Origin of the sequence: Nocardia sp. NPDC057668 (genome assembly GCF_042799795.1) — a bacterium.
Lineage (GTDB): Bacteria > Actinomycetota > Actinomycetes > Mycobacteriales > Mycobacteriaceae > Nocardia.
This window is the reverse complement of sequence record NZ_JBHVIC010000003.1, coordinates 946,165-966,417: the sequence shown is the minus strand read 5'-3', so window position 1 is coordinate 966,417 and position 20,253 is coordinate 946,165. Positions and strand designations below refer to the sequence as shown.

12 protein-coding genes and 1 pseudogene are annotated in these 20,253 nt (G+C 67.6%); 7 read left to right on the top strand and 6 right to left on the bottom strand.

Going from position 1 to position 20,253, the window contains the following annotated elements:
- Positions 1–267: 267 nt before the first annotated feature.
- Positions 268–2,427, top strand: coding sequence for an MMPL family transporter (locus ACFVBH_RS22920; protein WP_379004207.1), 2,160 nt, complete (start codon positions 268–270; stop codon positions 2,425–2,427).
- On the opposite strand, the gene ACFVBH_RS22915 is transcribed toward ACFVBH_RS22920, so the two are convergent.
- The gene (locus ACFVBH_RS22915; RefSeq protein ID WP_379004205.1) at positions 2,419–3,903 is read right to left on the bottom strand and encodes a phosphatase PAP2 family protein; all 1,485 of its coding nucleotides are present in this window, start codon (positions 3,901–3,903) and stop codon (positions 2,419–2,421) included. The two genes, ACFVBH_RS22920 and ACFVBH_RS22915, sit on opposite strands and share 9 nt — an antisense overlap.
- A 268-nt stretch (positions 3,904–4,171) precedes the next feature.
- On the opposite strand from ACFVBH_RS22915, the gene ACFVBH_RS22910 reads away from it, so the two are divergent.
- On the top strand, positions 4,172–5,041 hold the full coding sequence (locus ACFVBH_RS22910; protein ID WP_354984765.1) for an alpha/beta fold hydrolase: 870 nt from the start codon (positions 4,172–4,174) through the stop codon (positions 5,039–5,041).
- A 58-nt stretch (positions 5,042–5,099) separates the two neighbouring features.
- Here ACFVBH_RS22910 and ACFVBH_RS22905 read toward each other — a convergent pair whose 3' ends face one another.
- Together ACFVBH_RS22905 and ACFVBH_RS22900 are read right to left on the bottom strand one after the other, a co-directional pair.
- Positions 5,100–6,116 (bottom strand): helix-turn-helix domain-containing protein, encoded by a 1,017-nt coding sequence (locus ACFVBH_RS22905; protein ID WP_379004202.1) that lies wholly within the window; start codon positions 6,114–6,116, stop codon positions 5,100–5,102.
- Positions 6,117–6,301: 185 nt separating this feature from the next.
- Complete coding sequence (locus tag ACFVBH_RS22900; RefSeq protein ID WP_379004200.1) at positions 6,302–6,445, bottom strand: hypothetical protein; 144 nt, start codon at positions 6,443–6,445, stop codon at positions 6,302–6,304.
- Between the two features lie 335 nt (positions 6,446–6,780).
- Here ACFVBH_RS22900 and ACFVBH_RS22895 point away from each other — a divergent pair, with 335 nt between their 5' ends.
- Together ACFVBH_RS22895 and ACFVBH_RS22890 are read left to right on the top strand one after the other, a co-directional pair.
- On the top strand, positions 6,781–7,683 hold the full coding sequence (locus ACFVBH_RS22895; RefSeq protein WP_354984762.1) for an SGNH/GDSL hydrolase family protein: 903 nt from the start codon (positions 6,781–6,783) through the stop codon (positions 7,681–7,683).
- A gap of 99 nt (positions 7,684–7,782) precedes the next feature.
- Complete coding sequence (locus ACFVBH_RS22890; RefSeq protein WP_379004196.1) at positions 7,783–9,252, top strand: NAD(P)-binding protein; 1,470 nt, start codon at positions 7,783–7,785, stop codon at positions 9,250–9,252.
- Positions 9,253–9,274: 22 nt separating this feature from the next.
- On the opposite strand, the gene ACFVBH_RS22885 is transcribed toward ACFVBH_RS22890, so the two are convergent.
- Entirely contained in the window at positions 9,275–9,823 is a 549-nt protein-coding gene (locus tag ACFVBH_RS22885) for a hypothetical protein (protein ID WP_379004194.1), read from the bottom strand.
- Between the two features lie 210 nt (positions 9,824–10,033).
- On the opposite strand from ACFVBH_RS22885, the gene ACFVBH_RS22880 reads away from it, so the two are divergent.
- From ACFVBH_RS22880 to ACFVBH_RS22870, 3 genes and pseudogenes are all read left to right on the top strand, one after another.
- Positions 10,034–11,380 (top strand): DoxX family protein, encoded by a 1,347-nt coding sequence (locus ACFVBH_RS22880; protein ID WP_379004192.1) that lies wholly within the window; start codon positions 10,034–10,036, stop codon positions 11,378–11,380.
- Between the two features lie 63 nt (positions 11,381–11,443).
- Positions 11,444–12,535: an alpha/beta hydrolase family protein gene (locus ACFVBH_RS22875; RefSeq protein ID WP_379004190.1), complete on the top strand. Its 1,092-nt coding sequence runs from the start codon at positions 11,444–11,446 to the stop codon at positions 12,533–12,535.
- A gap of 92 nt (positions 12,536–12,627) precedes the next feature.
- A pseudogene (locus tag ACFVBH_RS22870) lies at positions 12,628–12,813 on the top strand (DUF222 domain-containing protein); the annotation flags it as partial.
- A 21-nt stretch (positions 12,814–12,834) separates the two neighbouring features.
- Here the strand turns inward: ACFVBH_RS22870 and ACFVBH_RS22865 are convergent.
- On the bottom strand, positions 12,835–17,871 hold the full coding sequence (locus ACFVBH_RS22865) for a DNA repair ATPase (protein WP_379004187.1): 5,037 nt from the start codon (positions 17,869–17,871) through the stop codon (positions 12,835–12,837).
- A complete protein-coding gene (locus tag ACFVBH_RS22860; RefSeq protein ID WP_379004185.1) occupies positions 17,868–19,778 on the bottom strand; it encodes a flotillin family protein in 1,911 nt (636 codons plus the stop codon). Before ACFVBH_RS22860 ends, ACFVBH_RS22865 begins: the two co-directional genes overlap by 4 nt.
- Positions 19,779–20,253 lie beyond the last annotated feature (475 nt).

Below are 20,253 nucleotides of genomic sequence, written 5' to 3'. Positions count from 1 at the left end.
TCGAAGGGGAACGACGCCGGATCATCCGGAGGTGCGGCACGACCGGATCTCGCGGCCGTGGAGATCGGCCGCCCACCGCGCTGTGGTGCGGCCGATATTAACGCTGCCACAAGGGGTTTCGTCTTGCGAGCGGCCAGGTTGATCCACGGCCACAAAGGTTCGTCCGGCGCACTGTGAGGCGCCACGAATGCGATCGTGTACCCCGTGCGGGCGTTCGGGATTCGGTAGCATCGGCGCGCGTTACCCACGAATCTCTGGAGTTGATCTTTGTTCATCGGGTTCGCGCTGTGGGCGGATTTCGTCGTGCGTCGGCGGTTGCTGGTGCTGGGCCTGGTGTCGGCGGGGTTGCTCGCGCTCGGCGGATACGGGCTGGGTCTGCACGAGCAGCTGAGTTCGGGCGGTTGGGACGATCCGCGCTCGGAGTCGGTGCGCGCGGCGTGGTTGCGCGAGAGCGCTTTCGGACGCGACCGCGCCGGTGACGTGATCCTGCTGTTCCGCGCCCCCGAGGGCGCGACGATCGATGATCCGGGGTTCGCGGCCACCGTGTCCGGCTTCCTGGACAGCCTGCCGCGCGAGCACCCCGGCGAGATCTCGAAGGTGAACGGGGCCTACTGGCCGACCGAAACCGGTGTGGCGCAGCGCAATGTCTTCGGCACCGCGGATCGGCAGTACGCCTTCGCCTCGATCGCCCTGACCGGCGACGACGAGACGGCGATCATGCGCGACTACCGCACGGTCGCCGGGGCGTTCCACCTCGACGGGGTGGATATGCAGGTCGCGGGCGGGCAGGCCGTGGGCGGCGCGCTCAACGACACCATGGTGCAGGATCAGCTGCGCATGGAACTGCTGGCCATTCCGGCGGTGGCGGTGCTGCTGTTCTTCGTCTTCGGCGGTGTCGTGGCCGCCGCGCTGCCACTGGTGATCGGTGCGCTGACGGTGCTGGCCGCCTGGGGCGTCATGCGGGTCGTCGCGATCGGCATGGACGTGAATTCCTTCGTCTCACCGGTCGTTTCGATGATCGGGCTCGGGCTGGCGGTCGACTACGGGCTGTTCATCGTGAGCCGTTTTCGGGAGCAGCTCGAGGCGGGCGACGAGGTGAACGACGCGGTCCGGCGTGCGGTGACCACGGCCGGGCGCACGGTGGGCTTCTCCGCGATCATCGTGGTCGCGGCCAGCGGCGGCGTGCTGCTGTTCCCGCAGAACTTCCTGCGCTCCTTCGCGATCGGGGCGATGGTGACGGTGGCACTGGCCGCAATCACCGCGCTGACGGTGCTGCCCGCCCTGCTGACACTGCTCGGGCGGCGGGTGAATCTGCTGGGGGTGAGCTGGTTCCAGGGTCGCGGATCCGGACAGCGGTGGTATCGGCTCATCTCCGGTGTGGTGAAACACCGTGTCGCGGTGCTGGTTTCGGTGTGCGCTGGGCTGTTGCTGCTCATCGCCCCGATCGCCGATATGAGCTTCGGCGGCATCAGTGAACGGTTCCTGCCGCCGGACCATCCCACACGGGTGGCGCAGGAGCAGTTCGACGAGTTGTTCCCCCAGCGCCGCGTCGATCCGGTTCACCTGATCATCCGGACCTCCGATCCCACCGCGGCGGGCGCGGTCTGGACCGCGGCCAATTCCGTCCCGGGTCTGGCCGCTCCCTTCGGCGTACCCCGGCGCAGCACCGAGTTGCCCGACGTCTTCACCACCGAAGCGCCGCTGGTGGACCCGCACGCCGCGGGCCCCACCGTCGACGCCCTGCGCGCCATCGCTGTTCCGGACGATGCCACCGTGCTGGTCGGCGGTTCTCCCGCGATACTGCGAGACAGCCTGCGCGCGTTGGCGGATCGGCTGCCGCTCATGCTCGCGATCGTGCTGCTGACCACCTCGGTGCTGCTGTGGCTGGCCTTCGGCTCGGTGGTGCTGCCGCTGAAGGTGGCGCTGTTGAACGCACTCGGGCTCGGGGCCACCCTGGGCATCCTGACCTGGGTCTTCATCGAAGGGCACGGCGCGGGTCTGCTCGAATTCACCCCGCAGCCGATCATGGCCCTGATCCTGGTGGTGGTCATCGCGGTGATCTACGGTCTGTCCACCGACTACGAGGTGTTCCTGCTGTCCCGGATAGCCGAGGCCCGGGCCGCGGGGCTGTCCACCCACGAGGCCATTCGCACCGCCACCGCCGAGACCGCGCGCATCATCACCGCCGCCGCGCTCATCCTGCTCGTGGTGGTCGGGGCCTTCGCCTTCTCGGATCTGCTGATGATGAAGTACATCGCGTACGGAATGATGGCGGCGCTGTTCATCGACGCCACCATCCTGCGCATTCTGCTGGTCCCGGCGTCCATGGCCGTGCTGGGCGAGTGGTGCTGGTGGGCTCCGCGATGGCTGCGGCGCGCCCGACCGGCCGCCCCCGAAAGCCCAGCGCAGCACCTGGTTTCACAGTGACGCGGTGTGGGACGCCCGCGCGGGCACCGGGTCGATGACCCGCCAGGCGACCGTCGTCCACAGCACGGCCAGGGTGATCGAGCCGAGGATGTCGGTGGGGTGGTGCGCGCCCGCGTAGAGGCGCTGCACCGCCACCAGGACCGGGATCAGCAGCACCGTTCCGGCCAGGACCCGGTAGGGCCACCCGGTGGTCGTGAACCACAGCAGGACGGCGATGCTCAGGTAGAGCGTCAGGGCGGCGGCGACGTGCCCGGACGGAAAGCTGGAGGTCGGTGGCAGATCCGGGTTGAGATGATCGACCCGGGGGCGGTCGCGTTCGACGATGGCGGTGGTGGCCAGGAACAGGGTGATCTCGCCGACCATCGCCGTGGCCAGAAACAGCGCGGGCCGCCAGTCGCGTCGCGCGCCCAGGGCGATGACCGCGACGATCAGGGCGACGACGATCACCGCGGCGGTGTTGCCCACCTCTCCGAACACGCCGAGCACGGAATTGAGTGCGCCGTTGCGGTTCTCGGACAGCGAGGCCACGATCGCGTGATCCCAATGCAGCACGGTGGTGTCGGATTGCAGGGCCCGGATGGACATTCCCAGGCCGATGAGCAGTGCGGCGATGAGCAGCCACGCCACCGCGAGCCGGGCCGTTCCGCGCCACGGGTGAGACAGGATGGGGGCGTGCGGATTCGGGACGGGGCGCAGTTCCTGCTCGTCGTCCTCGGGCAGGTCGCCCGGCAGCGGCCCGGCATCCGGGAGCCCCGAGTCCTCCCGCCAGCGCAGGTAGGCGAACGTCGCCGAGGCCAGCCACAGCGCACCGAGCAGCCAGCCGCCCACCACGTCGGTGGCATAGTGCACGCCCAGGGCGATTCGGCTGAAACCGATGGCAACGACGAGCAGCGTGACGAACGCGATGACCGCGCGCCCGGTCTTCGCGCCCAGCACGGGGGTGAACACCAGCAGCAGAATCCCGTAGCACACCAGGGAATTCATCGAGTGCCCGCTGGGGAAGCTCCATCCGCCCGCCGTGTAGACGGGGTTGTCCACTTCGGGGCGCAATCGTTCGACGACCGCTTTGACGGCCACATTGAGCAGGAAACCGCCTGCGCTGGTGAGAATCACGTAGACCGCCAGGCGTTGCTGTCCGCGCTGTGCCAGCCAGATCGCGGCCAGCGCGAGCAGCACCACCAGGGTGACGCTCGACCCGAACCGGGTCAGGACCTCCAGCCCGCTGCGCAGCCCGTCGTTCGCCGAGACCGCCGAGACCACCCGGTCGATGATCCGCTGGTCCATCCGCTGCATGGGCTCCCAGCGCGTACGGGCCAGCACCGCCAGCACACCGAACCCGGCGCCGACCGCCACGGCCACCACCAGCGCAACACCGCTGCGCACGGCGAACCGCTCGGCGGCCAGCAGTTCCTCGTGCTGCGCGCCGGGATCGGCCTCCCGCGCCGGGACTTCGATGTCGTGCCGGTCGACAGACAATCCGAACCTCCTGCCATCGTGCGACGCCCGCCGGAATGGCGGATGCCGGTCGTTGTCCCCGGTTTCCCGGAACGGGCCGTTGCAATCAGGCCGGATCGATTCGGGGTGTGCACCGGCCGGCGCGGGGCGAACTCATCCGACGTCGCGACGGCAATACTTCCGGATGGGGGAGTTGGCGTGCGAGGTCCCCTCGCTGACGTGTGTTGACCTCCCCGGGGCGTGCGCACCCGGCATAGGCTCGCGCGGTCCACACGATTCGAGGGATTCGATGAGCACAGAACTTTTCAGTTTCACCAGTGCCGGCGACCGGCTGGCGGGGGTCCTGCACCTGCCGGTGGGGGAGCCGCTCGGCGCGGTGGTCACCAGCGGTCCGCTGACCTCGGTCAAGGAGCAGGCGGCGGGCGCGTACGCGCGGGCGCTGGCCGAACGCGGATACGCCGCGCTCGCGTTCGATCACCGCACCTTCGGGGAGAGCGAGGGGCAGCCGCGGCAGTTCGAGAATCCGTACGGCAAGGCCGAGGACATTCGCGCGGCGGTGACCGCGTTGCTCGCCGACGAGCGGACCCGGGAACTGCCGGTGGTGGCCGTCGGGGTGTGCGCGGGGGCCGGGTACATGGCGCGCGCGGTCGCCGATGATCCGCGGATCAAGGCGTTCGCCGGGGTCGCGGGGTACTACTCCGACACCTCGGTCGCGACGCCCAGCCCGGAGGCCATCGCGCGCGGTCGGGCCGCCGAAGCGCGCTGGCGCGAAACCGGTGTCGCCGAGATGATTCCGGCGGTCGCCCCGGACGGCGGCGACGTGGGTATGCCGCTGCGCGAGGCGTACGAGTACTACGGCACGCCCCGGGGTGCGGTGCCGAACTACACCAACGGTTTCGCGGTCCAATCCTTCGCCTACACCAGCGAATTCGACACCATCGAGGCCGCCGCCCGCATCGCGGTGCCCTACGTCATGGTGCATTCGGAGCACGCGCTGGCTCCGGCGTTCGCGCGCAAGTTCTACGCCACGGTGTCGAGCCCGAAGTCCGAGCTCTGGCTGGAATCGGTGGGGCAGATCGACTTCTACGACGATCCCCGGCTGATCGACGCCGCCGCCGACGCGGCCGCGCAACTTTTCCGGTCGGTGCTCGAGCGCTGAATCGGCTGCGCCGGAATCGGTGTGCCGCCACGGGTCTGGGCACGAGGGGTACCCGCGGCTAGCGCGCCGATTCCAGGACGCGCGCGGGATCGGCACGAAATTCGTTGGGATTGCGGCCGGTCCACTGCATGAACGCGCGGCGCAGCGCCCGGGCGTCGGAATAGCCCACCCGGCCGGCGACCGCCTGCACGGTCAGGTCGGTCTCGCGCAGCAGCGTCATGGCGCGCTGGCGCCGCACCCGGTCCACTTCCGCGCGCCAGCTGGTCTCGGATTCGGTGAGTCGCCGTTGCAGGGTGCGCGGGCTGAGCGTCATGCGCGCGGCGACAGCGCCGAGGCCCAGGTCGCCGGCGGTGAGCGCTTCGGCGAGGGCGGTGCGAAAGCGGTCCAGCCAACTCGGCAGCGGACGGGCCGTCGTGAGCGAGAGTCGCGCGTAATCGCAGAGCAGTTCACCCAGGCGCGGATCGCCGCCGGTGGGCAGCCGTGCGCCGTCGCGAAAACTGATCTCCGAATGCGTCGCGCCGAATTCGATTCTGGTGGTGCCGAATTCGGCGGTCATAGCGGCGTACCGCGCGCTGGTCCGGTGCGTGAATGCCACCCGGGCCGGAATCACGCCGGTTCTCGTGGCTTCGCGAATCCGCCGCAACACCAGCGCGAGCACGAATTCCTCCACCGGCACGAAGACCGGGTCGGCCTCCTGCGCCACCCCCACCCGCACGGTGAGCAGCCTGCCTGCTTCGATCACCTGCCAGTCGACAGCGGGATCGGTGACCGCGGCCCGCAATTCCATGACCGTGCGCAGACTCTCGCCCAGCGTCTCTCCGCTGGAAAACAGGTAGTCCCACACCCCCAGCGCCCCCGGCGCGGCCGCCCCGCTCGCGCACAACCCGGCCCCCGGCCCGCCCGCGGCGCCGATCATCTCCCACATGCGCCACGCGGACTCGATAGGCACCCGGAACCGATCGCCCTGATCGGCCCCCAACTCCACTCCGGCCACCTGCACCGGCGAGACCCCGACCGCCGCGGCGGTCTGCCTGAGCACGAGCGCGGTACGGGTGGGGATGGTGCCTTCGATCACCGGCGCAGCATATCGGCACATCGGCAGCTACCCGATGGCCCGGGTGCCTTCCGACCTGCGAAAACTTACCGAATGGAAGGGATTGCAATTCGCATTCGAATAACGGACTCCGACTCGGAATTCACGTCCCGGAGCAATCGGTCCCACTCGGCGGGATGGCAATCGCTCCGGGAGCTGTTCACCCGTCAGTTCGGAGTATCGCCCTCGTTGTCCATGTTGGCCGCCGGATCTTCGGTCGTGGCAATGGGGTCCGGCTCGGCCTCGGGCCGCTCGTCGTCCCGCTCGCGTTCGCGCTCATCGTGACGTGCGGCATCGGGGGAGGTGGTCATGGTTACGTGTCCTTTCGTCGCTTCGGTCCGAGCTCTACCCGTCGGCTACCCGGAAAGATCGAATGCAATCGCGCCGCCGGTCGGGGACCGGTGCGAGCAGTCGGGCGGCCGGTAGTCAAGCCGGTAAAGTAATTGGCGTCCATTCGGATTCTCGGGGAGGAAAGCGTAAGAGTTCCCTTCGAATTCTCTCGACGCCGAGCCAGGCGTTGCCGGAGAAATGGGTCTGCAGTACTGTCTGGCCGAAAGTTCATACGGCCGCACCGCATGGAATCGCGCGCGATTCATCGGTCATCGAGGTCGGCGGCGGGCAATTCGGTATAAGGCGGGAAGTTCGAGTGTTCGGCAATGGCGTGCGGTGGCTGTGTACCGCTGCGGTGGCGGTTTCCGCGTCGGTGAGCGGGGCCGGGGTGGCGGGAGCGGACGCGCCCGAGGGCAAAGAGCTTGTCGTACTCGGGGATTCGTTCTCGGCGAACGTGTGGAACATCATCGAGCAGGAGACCGACTGCCGCCGGCACGGCCCGACCGCGTGGCCGACGCAGCTGGGCAAGCTGATGGGGGTGGACGGGACCGACCAGATGTCGAACCCGTCGTGCCCCGGGGCCTCGATCGACAGCGGGCCCGGCTGGACCCTGGCCATGCAGGCCAAGCGGGCGGACGAGGAGGGCGCGTTCGGGCCTCGGACCAAAGTGGTGACACTCCAGTTCGGGCTCAACGACAAGTGGGGCAAATCCGAGCAGACCCTGTGGAACTCGCTGGAGCAGTGCGTGTTCAACCTCGAGCTCGGCTGTGGCCCGGAGGCCGTGGACGAGGGTCGCATGACCGACTACACCGGAGTCTCGGGCAAGCTCTTCGCCGAGCGCATGCGCAACGCGGTGACCTACATCCGCTACTACGCGCCGAACGCCCGCATCGTCCTGGTCGGCTACCCGGAACTGTTCGTCTCGGGCTCGGATACGGTGTGCCTCAACTTCTTCGGTGTAGCGCCGTTCATCAACCCCCGCGGCCGCGCCGCGGTCGAGTATTTCGACCGCATCGACCGGGCCCAGCGCGAAGCCGCCCAGATCCTGAACCTCGAGTTCATCGACGCCCGCGCCCTGACCGCGGGTCACGGCCTGTGCTCCGCCACCCCGTGGGTGAACGGGGTCTTCGACCCCCGCGCCGACTTCGGTGGTCTGTTCTTTCACCCCTCGACCCAGGGTGATGCCGTGGTGGCCAACGCGATCCACGCCGGCCGCTGAATCGAAGCCCGGGCCGGGACCGCATCGTGCGAACACGCGGTGCGGTCCCGGCCCGAGGCGCATACTCGGGGTTCCGCGTTCGTGTCGATGGGAGCTCCCATGGATGTCACCGCACCCGTATGTGTCGTAGGGGCCGGTCAGAGCGGCATTCTGGCGGCGGCGCAGTTGCGCGGGCTCGGATACGAGCGGATCGACATCCTGGAGGCCGGGCCGGAGCCGGGCGGGTACTGCCGAACTGCCGAGGTCGATGGTGAAATCTATGATTTCCAAGCGCATCTCATCATTCAGCAGGACTTCGGGGCGGACATGTCCGGCACCGCCATCGACGAGCTGGTGCGGCGGCATCCGGTGGAACTCCAGCCCGAAGCGCTGTACTTCGTCTCCCGAACCGATTCCGGCAAGCCGGGATTCGCGGTGCCCCCGCATTTCCTGCCGCTGCTGACCACGCTCACCGCCGAGCAGTCGGTGGATCAGCTGGTCGAGGCGTGGAACATCATCGAGCGGGCTGTCCGCGCCAAGCACGGGCCGGGTCTGAGCGGGCTGAACTTCGACCGGGTGCCGGGGGAGACCTGGGAGACTTGGCGGGCGCGGCACGCCCCACTCGTGGGCGAGGTGCTGCAGGGGATCGCGCTGTACGCGAACATGCGCCGGCCCCGGCAGCCGGTCGAGACGATCATCAACATCAATGCCCATATCTCCGGCCATGTTTCGCAACTCGCCAAGATGCTGCTGTCCCTGCACTCGGGCCGGCGCGCGGAGCTCCTGGCCCGCATGCCCGCCTCGCTGGTCGCCCAGATCGGTTCACGCCGCCCGGTGACCCTGAGCTTCCGTCGGGGCTTCATCAGCTTCCTGCGCCGAATCGTGGACGACAACCGCTTGGAGATCCAGGTGAACAGTCGCGTCACCGCGATAGAACCCGTTGGTCCCCGGCAGGTTCGGGTGACCTGGCAGCGCTCGGGCGCGGAGCACAGCGCGATCTACTCCCACGTGGTCGTCACCGTACGCCCCACGCAGATCCGGGAAATCTTCCCGCGGGGCGACATCCACGACCTCTTCGCCGAGCGGAACTGCCCCCGCACCTGGACCCGCAGCTACCTGATCAAGGCGCCCGAGGACATCGTCACCTTCCCCACCACGGCCCCCGACCCCCTCGGCTTCTGGCTCATGGACCCCCACGGCAGCCTCACCGATACCGACCCCGACCGGTCCCTGCACCGCATCACCGCCGCGAACAAGCAGCACCCCGGCCCCTACTGGGTCTGCTTCAGCAACTCCGACCTCTCGGTGAGCGCCGATGAAGCCTGGGCCCTGGCGAAGGAGAGCCTGTTCCTGTTCCACAATCCCGAACTGATCACCGAAGCCATAGCCGAGTGGCCGGTCTACCCGAGCGCATCCGCGATCCGCTCCGGCTGGTTCGATCGGGTGGCGAAGGTGCAGGGCAGCCACGACATCTACTTCACCGGCGAGGTTCTCTCCGGCCCGACCGCCGAGTGCATCAGCACGTTCGCCCGCGAGGTGATCCCGGGCTGGTTCGGCGCCGGCGCGGATGCCGTCGCCGGACAGCGGTGAATGAACGGTTCCCCGGTGTGAGTTACCAGCGGTGCGCGACGTCGATGACGATTCGACTGCCGCTGCCGGGACCGTCGAGGGTGAAGACCCGGAACGGCAGGCGGGCACGAACACCCAGTCCGATGGTGGTCTGGCCTTCGAACGTTCCGGCCCAGGCCAATTGGCGGAAAGTGTCGTAGCCGCCGACGTTGGTCAGCTCGTTGCGATTGCCCGGGTTGTAGGTCAGGTTGCCCGAGTTGTCATAGGCGGGAGCAAATATCACGACCTGTAGAAAGGCGCTGCCGCGCAACGAAACCGGAGCGCCCGAGGCATCCATGTACACCTGGTCGACATACCCGGCCCGGTACCCCGCGACCGGCCCCGCGAGGTCGACGACCATCCGGTCGTAGCAGTCCTGCCGCCCGGTCCGCACGTTGGTCAACGTGGCAGTCGAATGGTCCGGATCGGACTTGTCGAGCGACCCCCAGGTCAGCCCGCAGTAGGACGGTGTGGCGCTCGCCGATCCGATCGGCACGAGGAGGGTTAGAAACAGCGCGGACAGCGCGACGAATATCGAGAGTATGCGACGCATGTCGCACCAGCCTTCGGCAGAGAGTCAGTTGATACCGGATAGATCGGCTGGTCCGAACACCGCGTTAGACACGGGACGGTCGCTACTGGATATCGATCCGGGTGCATCGGAGGTTCCTGTTGCACGCGGGGCCCGGTCTTGTTGCGCGCGGGAGGCGTACCGCGATCTTGTTTCCGGAGGGGTTGTGCCCTTGGGGGAAAGGGACCGGGGATGAGTGCTGGATTTGTTGTATCGGGCCGGGCTGCGGCAGAGGCGGATTCGGGGGAGGCGGCGGGGTGGCGGCCGGTTACCAGGGTTCTGTTTCGATTCGGGCTGGTGTACTTCGGGTTGTTCGCGATCCTGACCCAGGTCATTCTGGAATTGCCGGGAATGGCGTTGTGGTGGAAGCCGATCGGACTGGGGTTGCCGGAGCCGGGCGTCGAATGGGTGGGACGAGCGGTTTTCGGGGTGGAGGTCGTGCGGCGGGACTCCGGCAGCGGTGACACCGCGTACGACTGGGTGTTGTTGTTCTGCATCCTCGTCACGGCGGCGGGCGCGACGGTTGTGTGGAGTGTTCTGGACCGCAAGCGCGTCGACTATCGTGCGGCGGCAGGCTGGTCGATGGTGTTTCTTCGCGTCTGCCTCGCCGCGACGATGCTGAGCTACGGCATCGTCAAAGTCTTCCAGTTGCAAATGCCGTCGCCGTCCCTCGCGAGGCTGGTCCAGCCCTTCGGCGAGCTCACGCCCATGGAGGTGCTGTGGAGTCAGGTGGGCGTGTCACCGGTGTACGAAAGCGTGCTCGGAGCCACTGAAATCCTCTGCGGCGTATTACTTCTGATCCCGCGCACAGCGGCTGCGGGAGCGCTGGCGACCGCGTTCGGCGGGGCGCAGATCTGGATCCTGAACATGACCTACGACGTGCCGGTCAAGATCCTCTCGTTCAACATTCTGCTGATGGCCCTGGCCCTCGCGGCCCCCGAGGCTCGCCGAATCGCAACCGTATTCCTGGGCAACGCAACCGGCCCTTCCACCGCACCCCGCGCCGGTGGAACGGTCCGCCAACGCCGAGTCGTCGCGACCCTGCAGATTGTCCTGCTGCTGTGGCTGCTCATAGCGGGCACGGCCAAAGGCGCGGTGTCCTGGCAGCAGCGCCAGGACACCCCGGAGCTGTACGGGATCTGGGAAGTCGCCACCTTTGTTCGTGACGGCGAGTCGATCGCGCCTCTGGTGGGAGACGAAAACCGCTGGCGACGAATTATATTCGACCGTCAGGACACCGTGACCATCCAAACGATGACCGATCGATTCAGCTCCGCCCGAGCGGAGTTCGCCGATGGCACGCTCGCGCTCCATGCCCGCACCGACGCCGATGCCACACCCTGGGCAACGTTCATCGTCGAACGCCCCACCTCTGACCACCTCCGCCTGATCGGCGAAGCGAACGGCCACCTACTCGTCCTCGAACTGACCCTCCGCGACCCGTCCGCCTTCTCCCTACGCCGAGAAGGCTTCCACTGGGTCAACGAGTACCCCAACAACAACTGTGTCTCCGGTCGCCCGGCCTGTCCTGCGCGATAGGGCGAGTTCGATCCTGGATAAAACGTACATATCTAGTACGCTCGGATCTGATACGTTAGTTTTATGGAGAATGCAGGTGGCTCGGCAGCCGCCCCGGACCCAGCGGCAGCTCCGGAAGGTGTGGACCGCCCGCGGCGCTGGTTGCGGCGCGCAGTCGTCGCGGTCGGCTGCGTGATCGCCCTGGCCGTCGGCGCGGGCGCGTGGGTGGTCTATGTGAACGACTTCGCCTTCCGGCGGCAAGAACTGACCATTCCGGGACCCGCGCAGCCGCTGCACGCGGTCCTGGCTCTGCCCGAGCAGGGCGACGGCCCGTTCGGCTTGGTCGTCTTCGTGCATGGCGACGGCCCCGCCGACGCCACTCGTGACTCGTTCTACGAACCGATCTGGGAGTCGTTCGCCGAGGCGGGGTACGCCTCGGTGTCCTGGGCCAAGCCGGGAGTCGCTGGGGCGCCGGGGAACTGGCTCGACCAGACCATGCACGACCGTGCCGGCGAGACCGAAGCGGTGATCGAGTGGGCGCGGCAGCGGGCCGACATCGACCCGCGTCGCATCGGTCTGTGGGGAATCAGCCAGGCCGGATGGGTGGCGCCCGAGGTCGCCGCGAACCTGCCGGGCCTGCAATTCCTGATTCTCGTTGGCGGGGCGGTGAATTGGCTACGTCAGGGCGAGTACAACCTGCTCGCCGAACTTCGGCACCGAGGTGCCACCGAGTCCGACATAGCCGCCGCCCTCGATCGCCGCGCGATCGGCCTGCGACTGCTCCGTGAGAACGCCACCTACGAGCAATACCTTGCCGCCGGGTACGACCCGGATCCGATGTCCGAGGCCCGCTGGAATTTCGTTCGCGCGAACTATCTCTCCGACGTGACCGCGGTCCTGCCCCGGCTCGAGCTGCCGGTCCTGCTGGTGCTCGGCGACGATGACCTGAACGTCGACGTGGACGAAACGGAACGCACCTATCGAGCTCTGCTCGCGCCGGAACTCTTGACGGTCCAGCGCTTTCCGGACGCTTCCCACAGCATCGCCAAGGCGTCCTACGAGAACGATCGAGACTGGCGCGCGACGGCGACGGCCCTGTTCGCTCCCCGCGCCCTCTACGCCCCCGGCTACCTCGATCTCCTCCGTGACTATGCGGGATCTCGGCCGGTTCGCTGAGCGGGTCGATTTGCGGGAAAAGCTTGAAGATCGGGAGAGCATTTCTGAACGGGTCGTAAGTCTGAATAGCGTTGTACCTCGCGGCTCGTGCGGTGTTGCGCGCTGCAGCCAAGCGCGATCACCGCTCCGAAGCCCAGCGCAATCACGATGCGCTGCTGCGGTTCCTGCACCCCGATATCGGACCCACCAAGCTCGGGTATCACCGTGGTTTGCCGGCCTCGACGGTGGTCACCATGCGTCTGACCGACTTGGAGCAGCGCACCGGGGTCGCGACCACCGCGACCGGCGGTGCGGGCAACTCATACAGCTGGGTCGTGACGGCCACCGCGGGTGCTCAGCGCGATCCCGCGCAGAGCGGATTCGATTCCTCCCATCTGTTCGGTCAGCGTTGCGAGCGCGGTTACCGCGCGGGCTACCGGATCATCGTCGGCGCCGCCCAGGGCTTGTTCGCGGCGGTAGGCCGCGGTCACCTCGGACCACCTGCGCGATTGATCGGGCGTGAGCAGGTTGCGGAGTTCCGCGAGTTTCAAGAGGTTGGACTCGGCTCCGGAAGCCAGGGTCTGGGCCTCGGCGCGGTAGTGGTCGTCGATGACGGATTCGAGTTCGGCAGTGTTCATCACCGGCACGATTCGGGCGGCGAGGGCGTTCATGTCGCGGTACGAACCCTGGAGGTGGAATGGCGGTTCGGTGCGGCTCGCGTCGGAGGTAGCGGCCGAAGCGATGTAGGCGCGGTTGACCGTGAGTACCACGTCGCGGACTCGCAGTAGCTTGGCCAGCACCGCGATCAACTCGGCTACCTCGACTTCGGAGTACGGGTGGGTGAGCAGACCGGCGTGTGCGTCCTCCTCGCCACGCGCGAGCCGTACGAGCAACTCCAGATCCCCGCGTCCGCGGCCGGACAACGGTGCCAGCACGGGATTCGAGGTGAGAGCGTTCTCCACGTAGCTGAGTGCGAACTCCGCTTCCCGGCCCGAGAGCACATCGCCGAGGTTCCAGACGTCGGCGCGGTTGGCAAGCATGTCGGGCACTCGAAAGCGCTTGCCCTGCTCGGTATACGGGTTCCCGGCCATGCAAACGGCGAAGCGTTTGCCGCGCAGATCATAGGTGCGTGTGCGGCCCTGCCACACGCCTTCCATGCGGCGCTGGCCGTCGCAGAGTGAGATGAACTTCTGCAGTAGCTCGGGTGAGGTGTGCTGGATGTCGTCCAGGTACAGCAACACGTTGTTGCCTAACTCCAGTGCGAAGTTGATCTTTTCGAGCTCTTGGCGCGCGGTCGCGTTCGGTGCGCGGTCCGGATCGATGGAGGTCACCTCGTGGCCGAGTGCCGGTCCGCTCACCTTCACCAGGATCAGCCCCAGCTTGGCTGCGACGTACTCGATGAGGGTGGTCTTGCCGTATCCCGGCGGGGAGATGAGCAACAGCAGCCCGGACTGGTCGGCGCGCCGGTCATCGCCGGCGGTGCCCAGCTGTTTGGCCAGGTTGTCACCGATGAGCGGCAGGTGTACGAGGTCCAGCAGTTGATTGCGCACGAATCCGTGCATGGGCCGCGGGCGATATTCGTCCAGCCGGAGTCTGTCGCGTTCGGCGGTCACCAACTCGTTGCGCCGGCGCAGATACGCTCGGAAGCCCGGTGCGTGGTCGAGTCGGTGCAGGCGGCAGCGTGCGAGTAGCTCGTCGAGCCGGAAGGTCAGTTGCTGGTTGGTGATCAGCGGATGGGTGCCGAGCAGGCTCGCGACTGTTGCGCGAGTCGAGGCCGGCACTTCGCGGCGGGCAAGGGGATCGCACAGTTCGACGGCTATCGCCTCGGGCAGATCGACGGCATCGGCGGCGTCGCCGTGCGAGATGAACGTGTGCAACCAGGCGTTCGCCAGTTGATACTGTTCCGCCAGTGCGGGTTCGAGCGATCGCAGGTCTTGCGTATAGCTCGCGTGGGCTCCGGAATCGAGGCTGTCGAGACCACGGTGAAAGCTATCCAGGAGGCGGCGGACGGCGGCTGAGGTCGCAAATTCGGCCCCTCCGTCGCAGAGCTCCTCGAACAGGTACTCGGCTGACCGGCGGCTGTCGACATCGAGACCGATATCGCTGATGAATTCGGCTATGGCAGTGCTCAATTCACCGCAGAGGTCATCGACAGCCGCCGATCGCCCGAATGCTCTGCGAGCGCGCGCAAGCGATCGGATTCGGGTCTGCCAGCGCACCCGGAAAGGGTCCTCGCCGCTCTGCGCCTCGTGCATCCGTGCCGGTCGATCGCCGACGCCGAAGGTCCACCACAGCTGCGCCGCGGCCCGTTCGGCGGGTAGAAAGCGCAGCAGCTCCGCCTCTCGGTACAGGCGCAGCATTGCCGCGAGAATCAGCGCGGCGTCGTGGTCGTGCACCCCGCGTTCGTACCCCTCGTCGAAGCGCTGCTCGGCGGCCGCGCGCACGATGTCGTCCAGGGTGCCGTCGGCGGCCGCGGCGAGCAATTCGTCCACGGTGCCGCTGGTTTCGGCCGAGTCCAGTAGGTCCGCGGCGAGATACTCGCCGCGATACACCTCGGGGGTCTCGGACACCAGCAGCTGTGACCAGTACGGCGCGGTGTCGGCGAAATTCTCGTCGCGCACGGGAGCGCGGTAGTCCGTCCCCGTGATCGCGAAACCGAGCGAATCCCGATGCGGTACGACGGTCAGCTCTGCGGGCTGGGTATTGACCGTGAATCGGTGTCGCCCCAGGGTGATCGTTCGCCCGTCACCGCTGTACAGGTCGTGGCGGTCGAGCAGCGTGCGCCCGGCTTCCTGCCTGGCGGCGATGAGCCGCCCGTCGAGTTCCGCCGCGCGGACCGGATCACCGAGTGCGCGCAATTCTCCGGCGGTCCGGCGAAGACGCTCGACCATCGGATCGGCGGCGAAATACGCATTGATCGCCTCGGACGAATCGATTGCGGCCGTTCGTCGCTGGATTCCGGCGAGGATGCGCTGGGCGGAGTTCGCCAGCCGGTCGGCGTGCCGGGCGCGTTCGTCGAGCTGCGCTTGCTTGCGACTCGAGAACGCCTCGTAGACATCATCGCGCAGCTGTGCGAGCTGATCGGTGGCGCTGTCGAAATCCCCACTGCGGCTTTCCAAATTCTCGATCGCGAGTAGCAGCTTCGCCAAGTGCTCGTCGCAGGATTCGGGTGTGCCCGCGCTGCCCAGCGCTCCGGCGATGCTCTGGCGCAGCACGCTGAACTCGGCCGCGAACTCCGCGCTGCCCTCGGCGGCGGCCAATGCGCGCTGCCGGGCAGCCAAGATCGCGCGGGTGCTGTTGATTCCGGCGAGGGCGGCGCCTATCCGGTCCAGGATCGCCGTGCGGACCGTGGCGTCGGTGATCCCCAGTGATCCCACCACTTCGGTGACGAGGTGCAGCCCGTCGGCCTGCTCGTCGAGTCGCGCACGCAGCGGCGAGGCCGCAGCGACGGTCGTGATCTCCTCGGATCGGCGATGCAGGTCCGCGTTTTCTCGTTCGTAGCTGTCGAAAGAGTCAGCGCTGCTCAGGAACTCGGCGGCGCGATGACCGAAGTCCCGCAGGAACTCGCCGACCTGCTCCTCCAGATCGTCGATTCGCTCGAGATCCACGTACTGCAGTTCACGCAGGGTGAGCAGACTGCCCCGCATGTGCCGCAATTCGGTGAGCCCGCGCACCCAGTCCTCGGCGCTGCGCGGGGTCGAGGCGCGGGTGCTGCGATGCAGAGATGCCACCTGTTCGGCTGCCGCGTCGACGGCGGATCCGGCCTGATCGGTCAGGGCCGCGACTCGTTCGAACTCACCGAGCATCTGCGCGGCGGTATCGCGCAGTTCGCCCAGCGCTGGCGCGATACCGCCGCTGTCGGGGCCGGTGAGCCAGTGGTAGCGGTCGAAAGCGCGGTCGCAAGCGGCGATCATGGCTTCGAAAACCGCGGTGGCGGGGGACATGTCACTGACCATTCGGGCCAGGGCCAGGCACTCGGAGATGCCGCGGACCAGATCGGCATTGCCGATTCGCGCGAGCGGGCCGGTACCGGTGGCGTGGGTGGCGCTGTACAGATCCGAGACATAGGGGGAGCGCCAGAGCTGGACCGGGTGCACGGGAGACGGGTCCGCGGTAGTGGTCCGCAGCACCACCAGCACGCCGTTGTCCAGCACCGTGAACCCCGCCCCGGCGATGGGAGCGGTGATCTCGGCACGCACGAGGTTGTAGGGCAGCAGCAGTGTTCGGCTCGCGGCCCGGGCGCGAAAGACGTACAGCACGTCCTCGCCGTTGCCCGATCGGATGACCTGCTCGAATTCCAGCCCCTCGACCTCGGCATCGAAGGTCTTGTACACGCCGGTCGCCAGGTAATACCCGCCGGGGAACACGATGCCGTGCTCATCCGGGAGCTGCAGGCACGATCGGCCGATTCCGTCCAAGCGGACGACATCTCGTGTACGGGTGTTGAAAATCAGGTAGCGCCAGTCTGTTTCGTTGTAAGGCAGGACTCGCAGCAGAATCAGCGCGCCGACTCGCGCGTACCAGATCTGCGCATCCGCGAGACTCTGCAGTGGCTCGTCGACCGGTTCGGAGTAGATGCCGGTCTCGGTCTCGGTGTCGTTCTCGACCTTGACCGTGAGTGCGCCGCCGAGGGTATCGACGAACACCTCGCCGCCGATGGAGAGATGTGGATGCCGGCCGGGCACTTCGTCGGCCCGGACCGTCTGGATCCACTCGAAGTCGTGCGCGGGCGGGACAGTGTGGTTCCGCTCGCCGCGATTGTCGAGGTAGCGCACACCGCCGTCGGCCTCGAATTGCCAGCGCAGTACTCGCACATCGCCGAGGCGGTGCCCGGTCTGGAACACCGCCAGCAGCAGGTCGCCGACGTGTCGCAGCCGCAGCAGGCGGGTTTGGGCGAAGTACCGGTACAGCTCGGCGAAGTCCGCGCGGAAGCGCGGATCGTCGAGCAGGCCGGTGTCCTCCGCCGGTTCGAGGTCGAGGGCCTCCGACTCACCCTTATCCGTGCCGCCGCCCGGCACGATGTTCACCCGATGTACCGCGAAAGTGTCCGCTGGTGTCGTCTCCGCCCTACTGCTCGGGAAAGCGTTGAAGGCGAACAGCAGCCGATCGCCGGGCAACGCCACCACGTCCCGCACCACGCAGTTGTGCGCGGTGCGGATCCGGTCCGAGCTCAGCAGCGTGAGCTCGGAGCCGCCGAACGTCTCGATGCGGCGGTCGTTGAGGGCTTCGGCGTGCCGGGTCAGTTCGGCCGCGTGGCCGGTGAGGCGGGCGCGCAACACCTCGTACGCGCCCGCGTCCACCCCGGTCGTCGGTGCGGCGGCAACCTCCGCCGGCCGCGGTCCGGAGTCCACGCTCACTGGACCGAAATCCGGTCGTCGTCGAGCGATCCCGAGCCATTGACCGACTGTGCCGCCGAGACATCGACCGACTGCGCCGGTGCGGCTGTGCCGTTCCCGGCGAGTCTGCCGATGAGCGCGGCAGCCGCGGCCTTGCCGACCTCCGATCCGCCGACGACCTGATCGATACCCCGCGCCAAGCCGATCGACCCCACGACTCGATCCAGGAACACCGAATCGCCGCCGACGATATCGATGTTCGCCTGCTCCAAACCGGTCGCCAGCACTCGCGCCTGCGCCTCTGCAACCTCACGATGGGTTTGCAGCCGAGCCAGCTCGACATCCTTCTCGAGTTCGAGCCGAAGCCGGTATTCCTCATGCTCGCGGGTCGCGTCGTCGAGAGCGGCCATTGCCGCCGCCTTCGCGTGCAAGCCCGTGGCCTCGCCCTCGAGCTTCTCGCGCAGGGCATTCGCCTCGGCGGTCGCCTGTTCCCGGCGCACGGCGGCCTCGGCCCGCCCGACCTTCTCGATGGCGTCGGCCTCTCGTTCGCGCACCAGCACCTGTCCCAGCCCGGGCGCCGCGGCTTCGGCCTGGGTCGCTTCGGCGAGCCGAATCGTGGCGCGGGCCCGCAATTCCGAGGTCTGCTGCTCGGATTCGGCGAGCGTCAGTGCCTCACGGGCGCGATGCACGGCCGCGACCTCGGCGGCTTCTGCCGCCTTGATGTCCTTGACCAGGTGTTCCTGCGCCACGGCCTCGGCGCGAATGATGATCGCCTGGCGCTGGCGTTCGGCGGCCTCGACCGCGCGCAGCCGGTTGATCTGCTCCTCCTGCTCGGCCACGGTCTTGTCCACCGCGACGCGCTCGCGCACCACCTCTGCGACCGTGCGCTTCTCCGTTTCCACCTCGCGGTCGGCGGCGATGCGCGCCAGTCCCACCTCACGGTCGCGGGCGGTGACCTCGAGCAGTCGATCCTTCTCGATGCGCTCGGATTCGATGGCGATCACGCGTTCGCGGTTCTTCTCCGCCACCGCGATCTCCCGATCCATGTTCTGGCGCTGGATCCCGAGGACTTCCTCGGTGCGCAAGTGCGCGGTGTGTGAGCGCAGCCGCTCCTCGGCCTGCACGCGCGCGATCTCGGCTTCTTCACGGGCCCTTGTGGTTTCGACTTCGCGCTGCTGCTTGATCTCCGCGTCGGCCTGCTGCCGCTCCAGCTCCAGCACCGCCTCCCTGGCCTGCACGTTCTGCCTGGTGATCTCCTTCTCCTCGTTGCGCTGGAACTCGTTGGTGCGCACGTGCTCGATCGCCGTGAGCTCGGTGATCTTGCGAATGCCCTGTGCGTCCAGGATGTTCTGCGCGTCGAGCTGGGTGAGCGGGGTCTGCTCCAGGTAGTCGATCGCCGCGTCTTCCAGGCTGTAGCCGTTCAAGTCGGTGCCGATGACTTGAATGATGCTGTCGCGGAATTGATTACGCTGGGTGTAGAGGTCGATGAAGTCGAGGTGCTTGCCGACCGTCTTGAGCGCTTCGGAGAACTTGGCGCTGAAGAGTTCCTGCAGCGTGGCCTGGTCGCTGGCGCGCAGGGTGCCGATGGCCTGCGCGACCTTGATGACATCCTCGGTCGTCTTGTTGACCCGCACGAAGAACGTGATCCGGATGTCGGCGCGAATATTGTCCCGGCAGATCAGCCCGTCCCGGCCGACCCGGGCGATCTCGATGGTCTTGACCGAGATATCCATGTACTCGGCCTTGTGCAGCACCGGCAGCACCACCGCCCCGGTGAAGGTCACCTCGACCCTGCGCAGCTTCGAGATGATCAGTGCCCGGCCCTGTTCCACCTTCTTGAACAGTCTGCTGACGGTGAGCAGCGCGGCCAGCGCGACCAGTAGTACGACAGCGATGAAGATTCCGAATCCTATTGCGACAGTGAACATCACACCCCTCTATCGGCGCCACCCAGAAGAATTCCGCGGCGCTCTCGTAGTCGTAGACGACGGCCGAATCCCCCCGCGCGAGCGGGCGTTCGGCGGTGTGTCCGGCCGTCTGCCGGACTTGGATGATGGCCGACGATCCGTCGGCCGCGCGCAGCTCGGCTTGCCCGAAGTCCAGGCTCACGTGCCCGGTGCGAATGACACAGACGCGGCCCACGAAGTCGGCACGGACCGGTTCGCGACCGCCCGCGGAGAGTTTCCGCAGCAGCCGCGCAGCCTTTCGCGTTCCGGCCCAGGCGATCACGATCGCGCCGGCGAACAACGCCACCCGAGCGAACAGGGCTGATGGCCCGGTGATTCCGGATGCCGCCAAGCCCGCCGCGCCGATCAGGGACACCAGCCAGGCCAGTGAAATCAGCACTGTCACCATGACGGTGACGGGAACCCCGGGTAGGCCGAACGACGCCTCGACGGCGTC